Below are 20,271 nucleotides of genomic sequence, written 5' to 3'. Positions count from 1 at the left end.
AGCCATAATTATGACTCTGGTAATGTTTCTATATGCTCTAAAGCCCAGTTATCGAGCCATTCTTCTGGTTCTAAAGGCTTAGAAAAATAGTAACCTTGTATTACATCACATCCATGTTGCTTTAAATAATCCAACTGCGCCTTACATTCAACCCCCTCAGCAACAACCTTTAAGTGTAAAGATTTAGCCATTTGAATAATGGTATTTATTATGGGTACTTCGTCCGTTGAATTTTTTATATCATCAACAAAACACTTATCAATTTTCAACTCTGAAATAGGTAAATGATGTATATAACTCAAACTTGAATACCCGGTACCAAAATCATCAATAGAGAAATGAAAACCCTTATTTTTTAGCAATTGCATTTTACCTATCACCAAATCAAAATCGGCAATAAGTGCACTTTCTGTTATCTCTAACACCATCTCGGAATACGGAATTTTATATTCATCTAGTTTAGTTCGTAATTTATCTACAAAATTAGGTTGGGCTATTTGCTTCGCACTGATATTTACTGAGATAGGTGATGATGATGTTGAAAAAAGTCGTCTTTGCGACAATAAAATACACGCTTTATCAATTACCCACTCCCCTAACTCAATAATAGCGCCATTTTTTTCTGCTAAGGGAATAAATTCTCCGGGTGAAACGAAACCTGCTATAGACGAAAACCATCGAACTAAAACTTCTGAGCCAACAATATCTCCATAGGGAGAATATTGAGGTTGTAGAACAATAGCTAACTCGCTTGTAAATTTGTTATTCTTCATTGCCATAGATAGTTCTGAATGCCTTTTCAATATACTCGCTTCATTACTATCAGCAAATACATAGCAATTACCCCCTTGTTTTTTAGCTTTGAAAACAGCTAATTCAAGTAGTGGTTTAATATCAATATAATTAATGTCTTGGGAGCTTACATTTAAAATACCAACACTTGCTTGTACTTTGATTAATTTATTTTCTACTTCTATTGATTGGTTTATCTCTTTTATAATTTGTTGCGCTAGCTCTGTTTGGAATATGAGCGAAATGTCAAAAAATTTTGCCATAATATAAAAGCTATCGGCACTATTTCTGTAAGTAACTGCAGAGGGTGGTAGGCTTTTCGTTAACCTTGAAGCTATCATGCGAAGAATATCATCACCAATGCCTTCTCCATAGGTTAGGTTTATTTGAGAAAACTTATCAATATTGACCAAGAAGACAGAAACGTCTTCATTTATTAACATCGATTTATCAAAAGACTTTTTTAAATCTCGTTCAAAAGAATGGCGATTTAGAATATTTGTTGTATCATCAAAGTAAGCAAGTTTATGAATCTCCTGCTCCGCTTTTTTGCGTTCTGTGATATCTCGTACAATTCCAATAAAAACTTTAGTTTGTCCATGTAACACTTCAGAAATAGATAATTCCATTGGAAATATAGAACCATCTTTTTTCATAGCAGGTAACTCCCTACCTATACCTATAATTTGAGCATTCCCTGTTTGGAGATAATTCTGCATGTACTTGCCATGGGAGGATGCAAAAGGCTCAGGCATTAATTTGGATATGTTTCTACCAATTAACTCATGCGGAGAATAACCAAAGGTTTTTTCAACAACCCTATTTGCAGATCGAATGAGCCCTTTATCTGAAATAGTCAAAATACAGTCATTTAAATTATCAACAATGCTTTTTAAATTCTTACTTGTCGATTTTTCTGATTCGAATAATTGTTTTTGCTGTGTGATATCTTCAAAAGCTCCGTATACATGAGTTGCCCCTTGAAGATCATACCTAATTTTACCAGTTGTTCTGACCCATTTATGGTTACCCTGAGCGTCGATAAACGGAAGCTCCAATTCATAAGGTTCAAAATGAGTAATCGCCCGACTAAACGCTTTTTCTATCACTGTTTGTGCGTTCAAGCCATAATACTTAATGCCTTGTTCGATAGATATCACATCACCAACGGGTAAACCATGGATACGGAAAGTTTCATCTGTCCACTCGATTTCCCCCGTAGTAATACCGTAGCACCAAGCGCCTGTTTTCGTGATTCTTTCTATTTCATTCATCAATTGATTTTTATGTTGTAACTCTATTTCCACACTTTTATTGTTAACAGCTAACAAAGAGCGAATAAATAATTGCGATAAAAATCTAAAAGTAAAAACAATATTATCAGACCATACAGTACTGTTTATGCTATTTCCTAAAAATATAAAACCTTTATTCTCGCCTTTAATATTAAGAGGAATCAATAATACTGACTGTAATTTAAAAGCGGACATAACCATTTGATTCTTATTGCTTAATAATTCATAAGTCGCACCATCTTCAATAATATCGGAGGTGTTTTGTAGTAAACTAAACAATGCTAAATCATTATCTTCAGTAATTAACGGTAATTGTTCAGGATCAACAACTTCATTAAAAAAATAAGCTAAGCAGCTATAAGCTTTTTTCTTATCGTCAAGAATCCAGAGACCTGCTTTATTCACCGAAAATTCAGAAGGGGCAGCATATAACCCCTCAGTTATTAACGCTTTCATATCAACTAATCCTATTCCCACATCATGAGAAAGAGACGTTAATGTATTCAAATAATGAGTCATAATAACTATCCGTTAAAGGCTTGTCCGAGTGAACCAAGAGAATTGGCACGTGTTGTAATTTGCTGCGTTTCTGCCTCAACAGTATTCGCTTGACGCAGGTTATTTTGAGACGCGTCACTAATATTTATAATATTTCGACTGATTTCTTGAGATACCATACTTTGCTCTTCAGAAGCAGTAGAAATTTGAATCGCCAGATCAGAAATGTCAGTAATTGATTGATAAACCAAATCAACCACTTTATGTGCTTGTGTCGCTTGTGCAACACAATCATCAGCAGAGTCTTTACCTTTACTCATCGTAATTGACCAAGAGTGCAATGTAGTTTGTATATCATGGATTGAGGTTTGAATTTGTTTTGTCGAATCATGCGTTCTGGTAGACAATGCTCTTACTTCATCTGCAACAACAGAAAATCCTCTGCCATGCTCCCCTGCTCTCGCAGCTTCAATAGCCGCATTTAAAGCAAGTAAATTAGTTTGATCTGCTATGCTTTGAATTTCCTGCATGATACTACCAATTTTTTCAGCTTCGCTAGCAAGCTCTGATGCTGAAGAAGCTGATTGGGCGACTTCTTGTGCTAAAACGTTAACTTGTTCCATCGTATGTTTCATGGCATGTGTAGCTGTTTCACAATCATCATGGGCTTGAGAAACTTTTTCTGAAGTAAACGTTGTATTTTTAGCGACCTCATCAATCGTAGCAACCATTTCTTCTACCGCTGTTGCAACTTGATGCAACTCTGCAGTTTCTTGTTCAACCCCTTCTTTTGCTAAACGAGCAGCAATTACTAAATTCCCAGCTCCCTTAGTTAACGACTGACTACTATCTAAAATACGGCCTAAAATTGTCTTTATTTTTCCTTCAGCAATTTTTAAATGAAAATCAGCTATCCCCTGAGATTGAGTACCTGAGTAAATAAGTCGAGATACACTATCGTATTCATTCGTGAGCTTTTTAAAGTATTTAGGAACATTAATCAGTTCATTTTTATAAACAATAAAAGGAATAATAGGGAAAAAAGCCATAAAATAAGGAGAGAGCGTTGCACCAAATACAGTGAAAGCATTTGCGGTTATATATATAGTTTTTTTTATTTTTGAATTTTGATACCACTTATTAATTGATTTACCCGCAATTATTTTTTGGTAGGCGGATATTGCATTTTGTTTGATCTTATCATCTAATTTAGTTCTTACTGATTGATATCCAACAAGCTGGCCTTGTTCGAAAATAGGTGTTACAAAAGCATCAACCCAATAATAACGGCCGTCTTTACATCGATTTTTTACAGCGCCTCTCCAAGGTAAGCCAGACTTTAAATTACTCCATAAATCTTTAAAAGCAGCCGATGGCATATCTGGATGCCTAACAATATGATGATTTTCACCTACAAGCTCACCAAGTGTAAAACCAGCAATACGACAAAATGAAGGATTAGCATAGGTGATCACACCTTTAGTATCTGTTGTTGAAACTAGCTCTTCACCTTCTTGAAAATGAACTTCTTTATTAATCAAATTATGGTCTCTTTTATTCACTCCGCACCCTATTAATCAAAAATCATCTTTTTATCTACAACAGCTTAACAAAAAGCCAGAATTACGCACCAGAAGCGATAAAAACAACAAAAACAACAAAAACAACAAAAAAACGAATACTACCAAGCACAAGCTATAAATTCAAGGAAAAGCAAAGTGATTTATGGAGGTAACCGTACCATAGTTGCTATTACGTAATAGTTCACTATTAAAAGTAGAATTTGAATACATCTAACAAATTTTTAATACGTTCAGAACCTGCAAAAATCCTTAACGTTGCGACAACCGCTATTAGTACCTATTGAAGATACAGAATTTCAGTTAATTCGGGACCAATTGGGAGTTGGCGATTCAGTTCTTTCAAAACACGTTAATCAACTAGAGGACCGTTGACCAGGTCACGTAGGTACGTATAAAACAACGAAAAGAAAAATTTAACGGTAGGCAACGTACATGGTTTTATTTAACTGAACTGAACAGGTAGAGGAGCATTTGAATGACACGTATCAGAATTGATGCGGATTGTTAAAGTTTCCGACTTATAAGTATTATAATAACTTGGGAGACCTTTACTTATGGAAAACTACCAATTATTCTTTTCGTGCGACAAAAAGTGTGGATTAACTATTTTAGATAAACACTCATAATACCAGCTTTTAGCCAAACAGTTGACCTTAAGAAACCCCGATAACTAACTTATTCTTTGCAATAAATCAGATCAAAGATAATGTTGTTGGGTCACAATGAAGCTAGCTAATGTTGAGTTATACGAGCTATTGATAAGTAAAATATCAAAGAATTTAAGTGTTATTAAGCCGAATAGAAAGTTTATTAGAAAAGATCGAAGGTTCGTCCCCAACAAATATTCTATGAATTATAAACGTATGTGTTAAATTCTTAAGTTAATGACATTGATGAGTTTGCAACAGCGTTAGACATAATAGTTTTTATATGCAATCCTGACCAAAAATAATATAGTATTCATACCTTTGGTGGTTGAATTCATAAATTTTTTTATTTTTTGTTTAAAAATCAACGCGTTATTTTAGCTAGTGAAAGTCACAATTCAATTAGACAGTGAACAAGTTATAAGAAATGTAAATTTCACGACATTATTCTTAAATGTCGCTTTAATTAATTGTTTGTTGGTATTTAGTTACACACTTGACTTGTTGGTAATGAATTGTGATATAACCTCTTTCATTACAGAATAATCTAAGGGTTTACCAAAGCAACGCTCTGCGCCTAGTTCAGTTATTCTTTTTACATTTTCTTCTGTTAATGCCCCTGTCATTGCAATAACATTAATATGTTGCATTGACGGCGATGTTTTAATTCGCTTACATACTGAAAAACCATTAATACCTGACATCATTAAATCTAAAATCACTAAGTCAGGTTTAAATCTATGTAATAAATCACCTGCATCAAAACCATTGTATGCGAGTTCCAATCTGACTTGTGGAAAGTAGCTCCCTAATAATTCGAATAACAAGTCACCAAACTCTTTATTATCATCAACAATTAAAATAGAAAAGTCATTAACCTGCGTTTTTTTTGGTCTTGCCATTAAAGACAAAACATCATTCTTTTCAAACCGTCTATGACCACCAGGTGTTGAAATAAAAGGCAGTCGACCGTTTTGTGCCCAATGACGAATGGTAGTTGGTGCTACATTCAGAAGTTTTGCAGCTTCTGAAGTTGTTAACAGCGGTTTAGTGACAGTACTCATACTTTATAAATATCGGTATTATTAATTTAAATCAATAATACCGATATTTAAGATAACATTAAAGATTATTATAGCTAATATTCCATAAATGGACATCCACACTTCTGTTTTGTCGTTTTTTTTTGTTTAGCGGCATTAAGCGTCATAGATTTGTCAAATAAATGTTAACGAACTTGTTTTTAGTTGAAACTAAAATATGATTAATAAATTTTGATAATTAACAAAGTAGGAAGTAACTCTTAAAACATAAAGAATTGAATTTAATTGACTAAGTCAAAATGACACTTAATATCAGAATAATTTTTTCGTATAAAATATCGAGTGTTTTTTTATGTGATCTAAAACATAAATAAGCTTTAATTTATGATTATACAAACTTAAACTTTTTTGGTATTTCATGTTCAAACCTTTTTCATAAAAGTCATATTTTTACGCTTGTCGAATTACTCTGTTAGAAATTTAGAAAGCTCTTCAGAGTTGAATGGCTTACGAAGCACTGGATATTCCCAACCATTATTTTCAATTGCCATATAACCGCTCATCGAATAAATCGTGACCTGAGAGAATTTATTTTTTACAATATCTACAGCTTCCGCGCCTGATAAGTCTGGCATTATCATATCGGTAATAAAAATATCAATATCATCAATGATATTAACTTGCCTCTCTAAATCAAGTTTATTGTTCACGCAAATCACTTCAGCGCCCAAACTGTCTAAATACAAGCCAACAAACTCAGCAATACTCACTTCATCATCAAGTACAAGAATACGTTTGCCTTGAAGACTTCCATGACTCCTTCTAACGCTTATTTCTGAAGACAACAAACCGACTTGACATTTAAATGTTAAAATAAAATGTGCTCCGCCTAATTTACTATCACCTTTAACTTGAATATGGCCATTATTTTTATACATAGTATTATAGGCGTTTGCCAAGCCAATTCCATTACCTTTATTCACTGATTTAATACTATAAAAAGGGTCAAAAACCTTAGTTAAGTTTTCATTTGTAATGCCGACACCACTATCTATAACATGAATTTCTAATTTATTTTCATCAACTATATTTGCTGATATTTCTATCTGACCATTAATACCCTTGTTTTGAATTGCATCTTGAGAATTCAATACCAAATTGAGTAATATATTTATAAACTCACCTTGTGGAAAGTGAATATTACAATCGACATTTTTAATAGCATATTTGATTTTTATATTTTTTAATAATAACTGCTCAAACAAATATTTATTTTCTCTAATTTCTTTAACAGGATCAAAATTAACAATTTTCACACTTGGCTTATGGGTAAATGCCAACAACCTTTCGGTAACATTCTTACCTTTATAAATCGCATTTTTCACTCGAGAAATATAACTCGAAATATCCTTCTCTCCCTGAGAATATTTAAGCTCTAGCATTTCAATTGAACCTAATGCTACACCGAGAACATTATTAATATCATGTGATACACTGCCAAAAGTATTGCCTAACATTCCTAAACGGTTACTGATGGCTTGCTGTTGCTCTAAGCGGTATTTTTCAGTAACATTCTCAACAATCCAAATATAAATGCTGGATTCACTTTCATAAGTAACTGACAGATCAAAAACACTCGTGTAGTTGTCATAACTTATATTGAACCTTTTTAATTTATGTTCAGCTTTCGCCAACTTCTTCAGCTGTAAATAGTCGTTGGTAGTGAAGTTTACATAAGAAAATAAATTTTTATTTTCTTCATATCTATAGCGATTGATATCTTGATGAACAAGGTTGTCACTTTCATTAATAAAGAAAACCGGAACTTTTTCCGTATAATTAACCATGGCTAATAGTTTTAATTTTTCATAATTCACCTCCATTTCAGTGATATCCCTAAGCACCACCAAAATAGATTTTAATTGTCCAGAGTCATCCAACTCCACGTCACCAATTGATTCTACTTTTATTTTTACTCCGTCCGTTTTAACGATGACACTTTTGAAATAAAAACCTTCTTTATTATCTATGCTGTTTTGAAATATTGCTGCAACTCTTTCTCTTTCTTTTTCTATATAGAAGTTTACCGTGCCTGCCAATGTAGGTTTATAGGCGTCTTCATCTACTCCATGAATTTGATATACCCCAGGTGACCAAAACACGGTATTTTTGACTAAATCTATTTGCCAACACCCTGAATTCCCTATTTTCTCAGCTAACTCTAAATAGCCATTTTGTTGTTTCAATTGATCTACGATCGCTTTATTTGAACAATCAAACGTGTTTGATTTAACACCACTATTTACAGGTATTGATGATAAACACAAAACTAGAAATTCACCTTCCCTTTTAGTTATTTGCAGTGAAACCTTGAACGTTTCTTTAGTTTTACTTTTTAAAATAGCTTGTGTTACTGAGGGGGTACAAAATTCGGTGATAGGTAAGCGTTTTTCACTTTGCAGAAATTGTTGATTATCAAATAATAATTCAAAGGGTACATCAACCAACTCATTACTTTGATAGCCCAACAGAACAATGGCTTGTTCGTTGACCGCGTTGATTTTTCCATCATTTTTGAGTTTAAAGGCCGGTAACGGAATATCATTAATTGAAAAAGCATTAAGAGTTTTCAAAATAATTCATCCTCATCGTCATAACCATTATCTTCTTCGGTTATAGTCTCGATATTTAACGACTTCAACTTATCAACACTATCAAGGGCTTGATCGAGTAATTGTGTCACTTCTAAAAAATTTATATCGTCTTGAGTATGCCTTTTTAACGCAGTGTGAACGAGGTTAGTTAAGTACTCTTCTTGTTCATAATTCATATCAAGTACATGAAAACTCATCCCCATATTTTGGACTATTTCGTTCATTACTTCCTGTTGATGTAATTTTGATATAGCGAGCATTTTTTTTGTTTTATCAACGGCTTGTTTAATTTGTTCTTGAACACCTACCAATGACATTTTATAGGTGATAAATGCCATTCTTGCCCCAATACATTCTATTACCGATGCTAGGGCATCAATATAGATATCAGTATCAATGCTACCTTCTTCGAGATTAAGGATCAGTAATGATACCAAGTGATGGTTAAATATAGTGCGTGCACCAAAACGAAATAACCGGGGTTTTACCCTTAATAGTCCAATCACATTTATTTCTACAGGCGAGCAAACTCCTTTTTCAGAATGAAAAAACAAAGGACTTTCATTTAGTGGATAAAAAGCAATACAGCTCGATAAGTTCTCATTTTGTAAAAATTTAAAAACTTCATCTCGTATCTGCTCAAAGGAGAAACATTGATTTAACCTCGAGGTCAACTGCATACAGCTCCCATATTTTGAAGCCTGTGCCATTGAAATATTTATCACATTGTCTTTAGAACTTAATTCAGTTTTAAAACCCTTAATTTCATCTTGGTAAGTAATTAATTTTAAAAGTTTATTATGTAATACGTGAAGTGAAATAGGCTTTGCTAAAAAGTCATCTGCACCACATTCTAGACCTCTCAATATAGCATCTTCGGTTGCAAGTCCTGAATATAAAACAAATGATTTAGCTATATTTCCTAACGTTATTTTTGCCTTAATCCAATCAGAGCCCTTTTCTTTACCAATATATTCATCAACAAGGGCAATATCAAAAGTTTGATGTTCATTTAAGAAATGTTCCGCTTCATCTATATTTTTAGCGCAACTTACTTGAAACGTACCATCTAAACTTTCGCTGAGAAGTGATAAAAATTCCGCATCATCATCAATAATTAATACTGTGTGTTTAGTCATTATGAATATTCCTTGTTTCATTTTTTTTAACTCTAATCAAAACCTCAAATAGGTCTTTGTTAGTGCTAAAAACAATCGCTTTAATTTTGTGTTTTTGGCTGATATATAACACGTCTATTTCTTCCTTTGTGTTTAGCTAGATATAAAGCCGAGTCAGCTTGTTTGATGAGTTCTGTGTAATCAACAGCACCAAATTTAGTTGAGCTAATACCTATGCTTGTCGTGACATACTTAGCGACCTGAGAATGCTCATGAAGAATTGACTCATTCAACAATGCATTGATGATTTTTTCAGCTTTAAAGCGCGCACCTTCAATAGGGGTAGCTGGTAAAATAATAAGAAACTCTTCACCACCATAACGAGCGATGCTATCAGCTGGTCGGTGCATGCAGTTAGTGAGAACTTGAGAAAACTTTTGTAAGCATAAGTCTCCTTGAGGATGACCATAGTTATCGTTATATGGTTTGAAGTAATCAATATCTAGTAACATTATTGATAATTCTTCTTTTTTACGTTTATTTGCTCGCCAGTCAATTTCTAAACGTTCTACAAGACCTCTGCGATTTAGCAACTGAGTTAATGGGTCAATATAACTCAGTTTTTCTAGTTGCTTGTTAAGTTCATTTAATTGTCTTTGCATATCAGCAATACGACTCATTGCCCGTATCTTGGCATTTAAGATGGTTTGGTTAACTGGTTTCGTGAGATAATCGTCCCCTCCAGCATCAATTCCTAATGCAAGATAATTATCACTTTCATTCGCACTTAAAAATATAATTGGTAGCCAGTGGTCGAGTTTTTTGCGGATAATTCTGGTTAAGTCAAATCCATTGATTTCTGGCATTTCTATATCCATTAAAATCAAATCAACTTTTTGATATGATAATACAGACAACGCTTCAATATGATTACCCGCGCTTAACGTATTATGCGATCCTTCAGCAAGCATAGCTCTGATGATCCTCCTCATTACTCGGTCATCATCGATAATTAATATGTTCAATTTTACTTCCATAAATATAACGCCTGAACGGTCGAACCGTTATTTTTAAATTCTAACGTTTCACAAAGTTTTTCTACTAATAATAATCCTCTTCCGCTATAAGTTAATGCATCGATATTCGTTACTTTAATCTCTTTAAAAATGCTTAACACATCAAATCCCTGGCCACTATCTTCGATGGTCAACACAACTTTATTAGTAGATACATCATTAAAAAAATCAATTGAGATATTAACAAAACCTGTTTTTAATACTTTTAAGCGTTTTTCGCGTTCGTCAAAATATTGGCAAAACCCTTCAGCAGAAGTCTTCAACACAGAACTTAATCCTAAAACACCATGGTCGAGGGCATTGATAAATAACTCAGTAATTATAGTGAATAAGTTTTGCCATTGCGGTTTAGAACCTTCAATATGATTAATTTGATTCATTATCATGGGAATTGGGTTAACTGCGTTTAAACTTTGAGCTGACAGATGCAGCTGCCAATGCCATGCTGGATTTTTCATGTAAAAATCTTCTACTTGTTCACTGTTTTCTTGGTTATGTGCTCTGATTTGTGCGATTAATTCCTCGTCCCAGCCATTACAAGGAATATCAATAATTGAGATATCATCCTCTTGTGGCGCCTTTTGGCAAAAGCGGGCAACATCCTTCATCACTACTTTAGCAACACTACCTTGGATAACGCCTTTAATTGCAGCTTGCTCAAAACGTTTATAGTCATACATTTCGCCTGTATTGTTTCTAGCCTCGAGAATACCGTCAGAGATCAGAACAATGCGGTCTTGTGTTTCTATCGATAAAGCTGTTAATTTTGCGTCGGGTAATAATTCTGCTAAAACAGCTAATGGTGGATGACTAGAGACTAACTTATGCTTTATGTTTGCCTGTTGATCGAAAATGTAGGCTTCTGGTAAACCAGCATTAAATATATACGCGGTTTTTTCTCGACTAGAGATACTAACAAAGGTTGCCGCTAAAAATAATCCCGTAGGTAATAAAGTTTTAAGCTGGCGATTTACTTGAGCAATAATTTCAAATAATGAAAAACCTTTATTAGACATTGCCCTAAATGTTTCTGATACCGGAATAGCGCCAATTGAAGAGCGTAAACCATGACCAGTAAAGTCACCTAACATTACATGTATATCGCCATTGGGGGTTAGAGCGGTTAACTGTATGTCACCACTAAAGATGTTTGCGGGTTGTTTAATGATGCCTATTTTATTTAGGCCAAAATTTCTGGACTCAACAACTTCAGACATGAGCTGTTCGGCAAGTTCTGCATCTTTTACTTGTTCTTGTTGTAGCGCTTTTACTTGCTGATATAAGTCACTGATACGTTGAACAGATTTTATTTTCGCTTTAAAAACTTCTGGAGAGAATGGCCGTACTAATATGCCATCCCCGCCAGCTTCGATGCTTTCAATGAATGCTTGTTCTGTATTCATATTGGTCACAAAAATTAGCGGTTCTAAACTTCCTTTGCTCAAACTTTTGATTTTTTTAGCAGCTTCGTAACCATTCATGACAGGCATATTAATATCCATCAATACTAGGTCGGGTTGATATTTAATATACATATCAACACCGCGAGCGCCGTCATTGGCGGTAAACACTCGATACCCCTCCTCTTTCAATAAAGCGGTAAGGACTCTACATTGTGTAACGGAGTCATCGACGACTAATGCTATTTTAGCGTCTAGCTGAATACCCATAGCCATTAGTAATTATTGAACAATGGTCATTAATCGATGAAATTGCGCTATTTCTAATATTTTACTCACCGCCTTACTAGGCTTGGTAATAGTGAGCGTTCCATCAATATGCTCTGCATAATCTTTTAGTAAAAGTATCATGCCTAATGCCGAACTATCGATATACTCAGTTTTACTTAAATCTACAATAAACTTCGTGCCATTTTGACTATATTGACTATAGGCTTTTCTAAAACATTGATGTTGAGCAAAGTCAAAACGTTCTAAAACCGAAATTGACACTTCTTTATTATCTTTTGATACCTTTGTTTTTACTGTCATAACTTCTGCTCCTAAACTCTAAAATAATTCAACTTCGCCTTCATCCATAGAATTTTGAGTGACACTACGGTGTAAGTTTTGTGACTTTGTCAGTGTAAATATATCAACACACTTTTCTTTAAGAACATGTAATTGACTTACCTTTAATTGATTTGAACTTTCGCTGAATTGTTTTAATTCATTGTTAATTTGTTGAATACTGTCAACATTAGTTTTTATCGAATGTAACGTTTGGTAAGTTAAATCTTCAAATTGTAATGAGCGAATGCCTAATGCTGCAGCATCTGCAATCTTAGGATTAAGGGTAGAAAGTTCCTCAACCTTTGCCGTATTATCTTTATTTGTACTTTCAAAATTTTCCATCATGGCGCGAATTTTATCTTTCGCATGTAGTGTAGGCGTCATATCAGCTGAAGCTATTGTTTCTACAGCGCCTCTTAATTTGCTTATCGTATTCTTGGCAAGATCAATTTCTTTCCGTATATTTTGATTTAATCCTGTTGAATTTATTGAAAGCGACCTTACTTCAGTAGCAACAACCGCAAAACCACGGCCAGCTTCTCCCGCTCTAGCGGCTTCTATAGAAGCATTCAATGCTAATAAATTAGTTTGACTCGCAATACTTTCTACTTGCTCTAACAAACTAAATACGGCTTCAAATTGCTGCTCCATTTCATCGGTAAATGCCATAGTCTTTAGGCTTTGTTTACTGGTATTAATAATCACGTTGACAAAATTATTTAAGGTTTCATTAGAGTAATGAACAAAAGTTGCCAACGTAGTTCCTTTATCATCACCAATACTTTGACTTTGTTCCACCAATGCCGCAATCATCGTTTGTTGTTCTTGGCTAAGTTGTTGTAAATTATTAAAACAATCTGAAATACCTAAAACAGCATCACCGACTAAGGCTGTAGTTCGATTGATTTCATTGTCAATAATGTCTACTTCTTGTTGTAGCAGGCGATGTAAATCTTGAATAACCTCTTCAATTAACTGATGTTGTTTTTCCTCGTCGTCTTCTACTACTTGCTCGGTATTTATCGCCTGCGGTTTACTTTTCACGAGTAATACTGAGAGTAAAGCAAAAGCAATAATAATGCTTAAATAGCTTATTTCTAATATGATTTCATTCACTAATAAAACCATGATCAGAATAAAATTCACCCAAAATAAAAGCTTGTTAACTTTCATAACTTTCCTTTCTTCTAGCGGCTTCATTTAATGAGGAAAAATGTAGAATAGCAGTAGCAACTTCATTTAAGTGCACCTCCTTACAGTGAGCATTTAATGCAAAGGCTTTACCTGGCATCCCCCAAACTAAACTGCTTACTTGGTTTTGAATGAGTGTAATAGCTCCCTTATTTTTCAGATTTAACATTCCTTGCGCCCCGTCTCTGCCCATCCCTGTCAATAAAATAGCCTGCGCATTATCAGCAAAAGGTATTAATGAATCAAAGAGTACATCTACCGATGGTTTATGCCGGCTAACTTCGGCTGAATCTTCTAACGTACAAAATAATCCATCACCTTTTTTTACCACTTTTAGATGCATATCTCCGGGGGCAATATATGCATGACCTTCCTTTATTTTTTGACCATGCCGTGCTTCTTGCACGGTTATTTTACAACAGTCATTAAGTCGGTCAGCAAATCGTCCACTAAAGGTTTTTGGGATATGTTGAGTAATCACTATTGCTGGTGCGTTGGCCGGTAGCGTGATGAGTACACTTTTTATTGCTTCGGTTCCGCCAGTAGATGCGCCTATTGCAACGATATGATTAGCTTGTTTCACCCCATTAAAATTCAATATTGTATCTTGCTTAGTTTGAATTAATGCATTGGAAAGTCGTAATTTTTTTTGATCAACAAGCATTGCTTGTTTAATTTTTGTCACTAAAATTTCTTTAAAGCTATTTCTAGTCGCTAACAATTCTTGAACACTCGGTTTAGCAATAAAATCTACAGCGCCAATTTCTAACGCTTCTAAAGTAATGTCTGCACCTTTTGTGGTTAATGTAGACAACATAACGACGGGCATAGGACGTAAGCGCATTAGGTTTTCTAAAAATGTAATACCATCCATTTTAGGCATTTCAACATCTAGCGTTAAAACGTCAGGTCTTAATGTTTTAATTAGTTCACGAGCAACTATTGGGTCTTCTGCTTCACCTACGACTTCAATTTGGTCATCATCTTTTAGTGCATCTTTAATAATATTCCGTATGACTGTTGAATCATCGATAACTAATACTTTAATTTTTTTCAATGTATGGCTCACCTATAGATCCTACTAAAATAATTCTACATCACCATCCACTTTGAAGTGGTCAATGCTATAACTGTAATCTCTTTCACGTTTAGCTATTGTATCGTTATGTAAATTATCGAGTTTCTTAACAAAAGCTCGACCACTTGCCGGTTCAAAAATAACTTTCCGCGGATACATATTTCCCAAATCGGTGCTTTCAATTTCAATGTTTTCCAGCTGTAAATATTGAATGGCAAATTCAATATTACGTTGTCCGATATCAGACATTTGTTTTAATACTTTGCCGCCACCAAAAATTTTTGCGGCTAAATTTGAGCGTCTACCACCATTCTTTAAGATCGCATTAATTAAATGTTCCATTGCGAAATTGCCATATCGGGTTGCATCGCTTGTAATTCCTCGATGTCCCCAATTAACTTCATGTACTTTTTTATCCGTTAAAGGCAACATAAAGTGGTTCATGCCCCCTATTTTTGCTTGCTTGTCCCAAATACATGCAGCGATACACGAACCTAATGTTGTGGCAATATTCACATTGTCCCGTGTCATATAAAACTCACCGGGTAAGATTTTTGCAACCACTGACTTTTTTTGATTATCCCAATAGTGATTGACGTGAGAAAACTCTGGCAAGCAACGTGATATACATTGCTCAAGCTCTAGCCCAGTATTACGTTCCAATATAATTAACCTTTCTCCTCTAATTCAGGCTTTCTAAAAATAGTACGGCCCTCATTATAAAAATATTGTTGATATTCCCCTAAATTTTCACTATGGCCTAATATCAATATTCCACCGGGTTTGAGTAATTCGTAATAACGAGAAAACAACTCCTGTTGTGTTTTTTTATCAAAATAGATAATGACATTACGGCAAAATATGACATCAAAAGGACCTTTCATAGGCCAGTCATGAAGCAAATTCAATCGTTTAAAAGTAAGTAAGTCTTTTAATTTCCCACTGATTTTTACGTTTTTACTGTTACTTCCTGAACCTTTAACGAAATATTTTTTTTTTATAGCTATGGGTAAATCTTCAATACGATTATTTGCATAAATACCCATTGAACCATGAGCTAGAACATTGCTATCAACATCTGTTGCTAAAACTTTAACATCCCACTCGGTTAATTGGTCTTGCATCGTCTCTAAGAGGGTAATAGCAATACTATAAGGCTCTTCGCCAGTAGAGCTTGCAGAAGACCAAATTCTTATTCGTTTGTTCTGTCCTTTTGATTTTTTTTCTTGTGCAATTATTCTTGGGATTTCATGTTGCTGTAAATATTCAAAATGATGATTTTCTCTGAAAAAACTCGTCAAATTGGTTGTTATCGCATTAATAAAATAGTTTTCTTCTTGTTCTGGTTGTGTCCTCAATAACTCGCAATAATCACTAAAACTGTTTAACTTTCGCTCTCGAGTGATACGCGTGAGCCGGCGATAAACCATTTCACGCTTTCTCTCACCAAGTACAATGCCTGATGCGTCATGCACAAACTGACAAATGAACTTAAAGTCTTTTTCTGATAAACTATTAGTTTCATTTCGTTGTTCTGACATTACACCAAGCCTTCCATGTTGTTATATAAGGGCATTAAAATTACTTCCTAAAACTCTTCCCATTCTTGGTCACTTTCTGTCGCACGACGAGCAGGTCTGCGACTAGCAGTAGGTTTTTGGACTGGTTTACCCACTGGTTTTCTTGCTCTGCGACGAGGTTTTGGCTCTGGCTCTGGCTCTTCTTCATTAACAGTAAAGAAATCAACTTGCTCTAACAGCCCTTGTGCTTGTTCTTCCATCGATTTACTCGATGCTGAAGCTTCTTCAACTAAGGCAGCATTTTGTTGTGTCATTTCATCCATTTGACTAACCGCGGCACTTACTTCACCAATACCTGCTGACTGTTCTTTACCTGCAGCGTCAATATCTGCGATCATTTTACTTACATCGCTAATTGAGTTAACAAGGTCTGTGAACGTTTGGCCGGTTTCATCAACGAGTTTAGTTCCCTGACCAACAGCTTCAACACTGTCATTAATTAAACCCTTTATTTCTTTAGCCGCTCCCGCAGAGCGTTGTGCTAAATTACGAACCTCTGCAGCAACAACAGCAAAACCTCGTCCCTGTTCACCGGCTCTCGCCGCTTCTACCGCGGCATTAAGTGCCAGCAAGTTAGTTTGAAAGGCTATTTCGTCAATAACACTAATGATATCGGCAATTTTTTTACTTGATTTATTAATATCACTCATCGCTTGAATAGCGTTTTTAACAACCTCACCACCACTGCTAGCTTTTTCCATTACCGATGAAGCAAGCATGCTGGCATCAGAAGAGTTTTCAGCATTTTGTTGTACCGTACTGGTGAGCTCTTCCATTGCTGAGGCAGTTTCTTCTAAACTTGACGCTTGTGATTCCGTTCTGTGGCTTAGTTCATCATTACCTGCGGCGATTTCTCGTGCGGCATCAAAGACATTCGTTGATGCATCGCGTATTTCTTCGACCATATTGCTTAGGTTTTCAATCGAGCCGTTCATTGCGTTTGCAAGAGCTAAAAATTCTCCACCATATTTGCCATCCATAGTTTTAGTCAAATCACCCTCAGATAAGGCTTGCGCAATATTAATAGCATCAGTAATAGGCTCTACTATGGTATCCATTAAGTTATTAATATTTTCACCTAAGGATTTCATAAAACCTTGATATTCTTTGGTGTCAATTCGGCGACCAAGATCACCGTCAATAGCGGCGGAAATCAAACTTTCTACTTGTGCTTGGCCATCTTTTTGTTCAGTTAAATCTAACCATTGTACTGCGGTGCCAACATGATTTTTATTTTCATCGAATAAAGCAATGGCAATTAGCTGGAAAGTTAATCCTGCTACCTTAATTTCAGTGTCAAAGGGTAGATTTGCTGGATTCCCTAATAAATTTTGCTGATGTGCAGGATTTTTATGAAATGAATCAAAGTTAGTGCCCACAACACGATCAACATTAAAGGAAGGTAGTACCGTACGAAGCTGTACTTCTCGTCTACGGAGCATCTGTAATACCGAAGGATTACAGTAAACAATTTTACCGGTAGTCTCTGCCATCATTAAGTTAGTTGTCATACCGTTAACTGCAGATGTTAATCGCCCCACTTCAATCGCTTTTGAACGTATTTCAGTAACATCGTTCCATTCCATCGAGTTACCAATGTATTTTCCGCTGACATCATTAATCGCCGTTACATTTAATTCAAAAGTCAAATGTTCAATTTTAATATCAGTTTTCCATGGTAAGTTACTAGGATCATCTAATAATTTACGCTGATGTGCTGGGTTTTTATGAAAGCCATCGATACAGGCGCCAATAACCGCTTCATGTTTCGATGAAAAACCTGGATATTTAATTTGAAACGTCGCTTCATGCTTACTTAATAATGCAAAAGTCGCTGGATTAGCATAAGTAATAAGGAAGTCTCTATCAATCATCATGCTTGGGGTATTTGATTGTTCAACGGCACCTTGTAATTGAACAGCTTTATTTGCCTGTGCTCGTGCATCAGTAACGTCATTCCATTCCATTGAGTTACCAATGTATTTACCGCTGGCATCATTAATCGCCGTAACATTTAATTCAAAAATCAAATGTTCAATGTTAATATCAGTTTTCCAAGGTAAGTTACTAGGATCATCTAATAATTTACGCTGATGTGCTGGGTTTTTATGAAAACCATCAATACATACACCAATAACATTTTCTGGTTCTGAGGAGAACCCTGGATATTTAATTTGAAACGTCGCTTCGTGCTTTTTTAATAATGTAAAGGTCGCTGGATTGGCATAAGTAATATTCAAATCTCTATCAATCATCATCGATGGTGTATTTGATTGTTCAACAGCGCCTTGTAGTTGAATAGCTTTATTCGCTTGCATACGTTCATCAGTAACATCTTTCCATTCCATGGAATTACCAATATAATTACCTTCACTATCATTAATTGCCGAAACATTTAATTCAAAGGTTAAGAACTCAATATTGACATCCGTTTTCCAAGGTAGGTTACTTGGATCATCGAGTAATTTACGTTGATGTTCAGGGTTTTTATGAAAGCCATCAATACATGTACCCAATACAGACGATTTTTCTGCGCTAAAACTAGGCCACTTCATTTGAAAAACTTCTTCATGCTTGGCGAGCAATGACAATGTCGCTTCGTTTACATAATTTATAATGAACTCTCTATCTATCATCATAAATGCGGTTGCAGATTGATCTAATGCGCCTTGTAAACGCACCGCTAAATCATTTTTATTGGCTTTATTTTCCATATCCGGCTCTTCTGTTATTGTTGAATTATTTATAGTTAAAGGAGGAGTCTCTTTTTGTTCTGCTTTTGCCGCATCGATCATGGTTTTTGCTAAAACGCCATAAACAGCTGTCCATGCTCGTTTAACTGATAACGTAAAATCATCACCTAAACCCTCAGCTAACGTATCCAGTAAAGCAGCGCCAACCGTATCGTAATGGCTTTCTTTAACACCATAATGAACATGTCTGGCACCTAACTTTTGTACTGCTGGCACTAGTTTTTCTGGTGAATTAAGTAACTTTACTGCAGTATCGAGCATGGTCATTAATTTATTACCTTGCTCGCTCATATTACTTTTAAATAAAGGTTTTAAAGCGGGGTCAAGTGCAAAAAGCTTTTGATAAAATATTTCAGCTGCTTGCGTTGCAATTGGTAGTACTTTTTTCCAACTTTCTTGCACTAAATCAATTTGTTTTGGAGTCATAAACATTCCTGTCGTTTTTTATTTATACGGCAAATGTATAGGTTTTATTAAGCTCTAAGCTCTACACGGTACAATTCTTTTTCGTTTAATAAACTATCGGTATTTAATAACATAATAAGCTTATCTTCATTCCTAGCTAACCCTTTTAAAAAACAGCTATCAATATTAGTACCAAAGGATGGTGGGTGACTAATATCACGTTGACTAAATTTATATACTTCTGAAACCGCATCAACAACAATACCAACCACTGCGGGATTTTCGGTATTATGATTATGTAATATGATGGTTACCGTTTGTTCGTTATAAGCTAAAGGCTCTTTACCAAAACGTTGCCTTAAGTCGATAATAGGGATAATAATTCCCCGCAGGTTAATCACCCCTTTAAGGTAATTAGGTTTATTAGGTAATTCGGTTACAGCACTCCACACCCTAATTTCTTGCACACATAAAATATCGACGCCATATTCTTCACCTTCTAGTATAAATGTGAGGTATTCTTGCTCTAATTCAGACATGTTATAA

At 34.9% G+C, this 20,271-nt stretch carries 14 protein-coding genes; all 14 read right to left on the bottom strand.

The window, feature by feature from the left end:
* Positions 1-8 precede the first annotated feature (8 nt).
* The 14 genes from H4J70_RS17260 to H4J70_RS17195 all read right to left on the bottom strand — a co-directional run bounded on the left by H4J70_RS17260 (position 9) and on the right by H4J70_RS17195 (position 20,264).
* Entirely contained in the window at positions 9-2,606 is a 2,598-nt protein-coding gene (locus tag H4J70_RS17260; RefSeq protein ID WP_182251544.1) for an EAL domain-containing protein, read from the bottom strand.
* Between the two features lie 5 nt (positions 2,607-2,611).
* The gene (locus H4J70_RS17255) at positions 2,612-4,147 is read right to left on the bottom strand and encodes a PAS domain-containing methyl-accepting chemotaxis protein (protein ID WP_182251543.1); all 1,536 of its coding nucleotides are present in this window, start codon (positions 4,145-4,147) and stop codon (positions 2,612-2,614) included.
* Positions 4,148-5,303: 1,156 nt separating this feature from the next.
* Complete coding sequence (locus H4J70_RS17250; protein ID WP_070376926.1) at positions 5,304-5,879, bottom strand: response regulator; 576 nt, start codon at positions 5,877-5,879, stop codon at positions 5,304-5,306.
* Between the two features lie 443 nt (positions 5,880-6,322).
* Entirely contained in the window at positions 6,323-8,491 is a 2,169-nt protein-coding gene (locus H4J70_RS17245) for a PAS domain-containing sensor histidine kinase (protein ID WP_182251542.1), read from the bottom strand.
* Positions 8,488-9,651 (bottom strand): response regulator, encoded by a 1,164-nt coding sequence (locus tag H4J70_RS17240; RefSeq protein ID WP_070376924.1) that lies wholly within the window; start codon positions 9,649-9,651, stop codon positions 8,488-8,490. The genes H4J70_RS17245 and H4J70_RS17240 overlap by 4 nt, the downstream gene beginning before the upstream one ends.
* Positions 9,652-9,731: 80 nt before the next feature.
* Positions 9,732-10,655: a diguanylate cyclase domain-containing protein gene (locus tag H4J70_RS17235; RefSeq protein WP_182251541.1), complete on the bottom strand. Its 924-nt coding sequence runs from the start codon at positions 10,653-10,655 to the stop codon at positions 9,732-9,734.
* A gap of 2 nt (positions 10,656-10,657) precedes the next feature.
* Positions 10,658-12,382, bottom strand: a complete 1,725-nt coding sequence (locus tag H4J70_RS17230) for a SpoIIE family protein phosphatase (protein WP_259368076.1) — start codon at positions 12,380-12,382, stop codon at positions 10,658-10,660.
* A gap of 6 nt (positions 12,383-12,388) precedes the next feature.
* On the bottom strand, positions 12,389-12,697 hold the full coding sequence (locus H4J70_RS17225) for an STAS domain-containing protein (RefSeq protein WP_182251540.1): 309 nt from the start codon (positions 12,695-12,697) through the stop codon (positions 12,389-12,391).
* Positions 12,698-12,715: 18 nt separating this feature from the next.
* Positions 12,716-13,891: a methyl-accepting chemotaxis protein gene (locus tag H4J70_RS17220; protein ID WP_182251539.1), complete on the bottom strand. Its 1,176-nt coding sequence runs from the start codon at positions 13,889-13,891 to the stop codon at positions 12,716-12,718.
* Positions 13,881-14,966 (bottom strand): chemotaxis response regulator protein-glutamate methylesterase, encoded by a 1,086-nt coding sequence (locus H4J70_RS17215; RefSeq protein ID WP_182251538.1) that lies wholly within the window; start codon positions 14,964-14,966, stop codon positions 13,881-13,883. Before H4J70_RS17215 ends, H4J70_RS17220 begins: the two co-directional genes overlap by 11 nt.
* 24 nt (positions 14,967-14,990) lie before the next feature.
* Complete coding sequence (gene cheD / locus H4J70_RS17210; protein WP_182251537.1) at positions 14,991-15,650, bottom strand: chemoreceptor glutamine deamidase CheD; 660 nt, start codon at positions 15,648-15,650, stop codon at positions 14,991-14,993.
* Positions 15,651-15,655: 5 nt separating this feature from the next.
* Positions 15,656-16,528, bottom strand: a complete 873-nt coding sequence (locus H4J70_RS17205; RefSeq protein ID WP_182251536.1) for a protein-glutamate O-methyltransferase CheR — start codon at positions 16,526-16,528, stop codon at positions 15,656-15,658.
* 47 nt (positions 16,529-16,575) lie between these two features.
* Complete coding sequence (locus H4J70_RS17200; RefSeq protein ID WP_182251535.1) at positions 16,576-19,746, bottom strand: methyl-accepting chemotaxis protein; 3,171 nt, start codon at positions 19,744-19,746, stop codon at positions 16,576-16,578.
* Positions 19,747-19,793: 47 nt separating this feature from the next.
* The gene (locus H4J70_RS17195; RefSeq protein ID WP_182251534.1) at positions 19,794-20,264 is read right to left on the bottom strand and encodes a chemotaxis protein CheW; all 471 of its coding nucleotides are present in this window, start codon (positions 20,262-20,264) and stop codon (positions 19,794-19,796) included.
* Between the last annotated feature and the right edge of the window lie 7 nt (positions 20,265-20,271).

It is taken from the genome of Colwellia sp. BRX8-9, from assembly GCF_014077245.1.
Classification (GTDB): domain Bacteria; phylum Pseudomonadota; class Gammaproteobacteria; order Enterobacterales; family Alteromonadaceae; genus Colwellia_A.
This window is presented reverse-complemented; position numbering and strand designations above follow the sequence as displayed.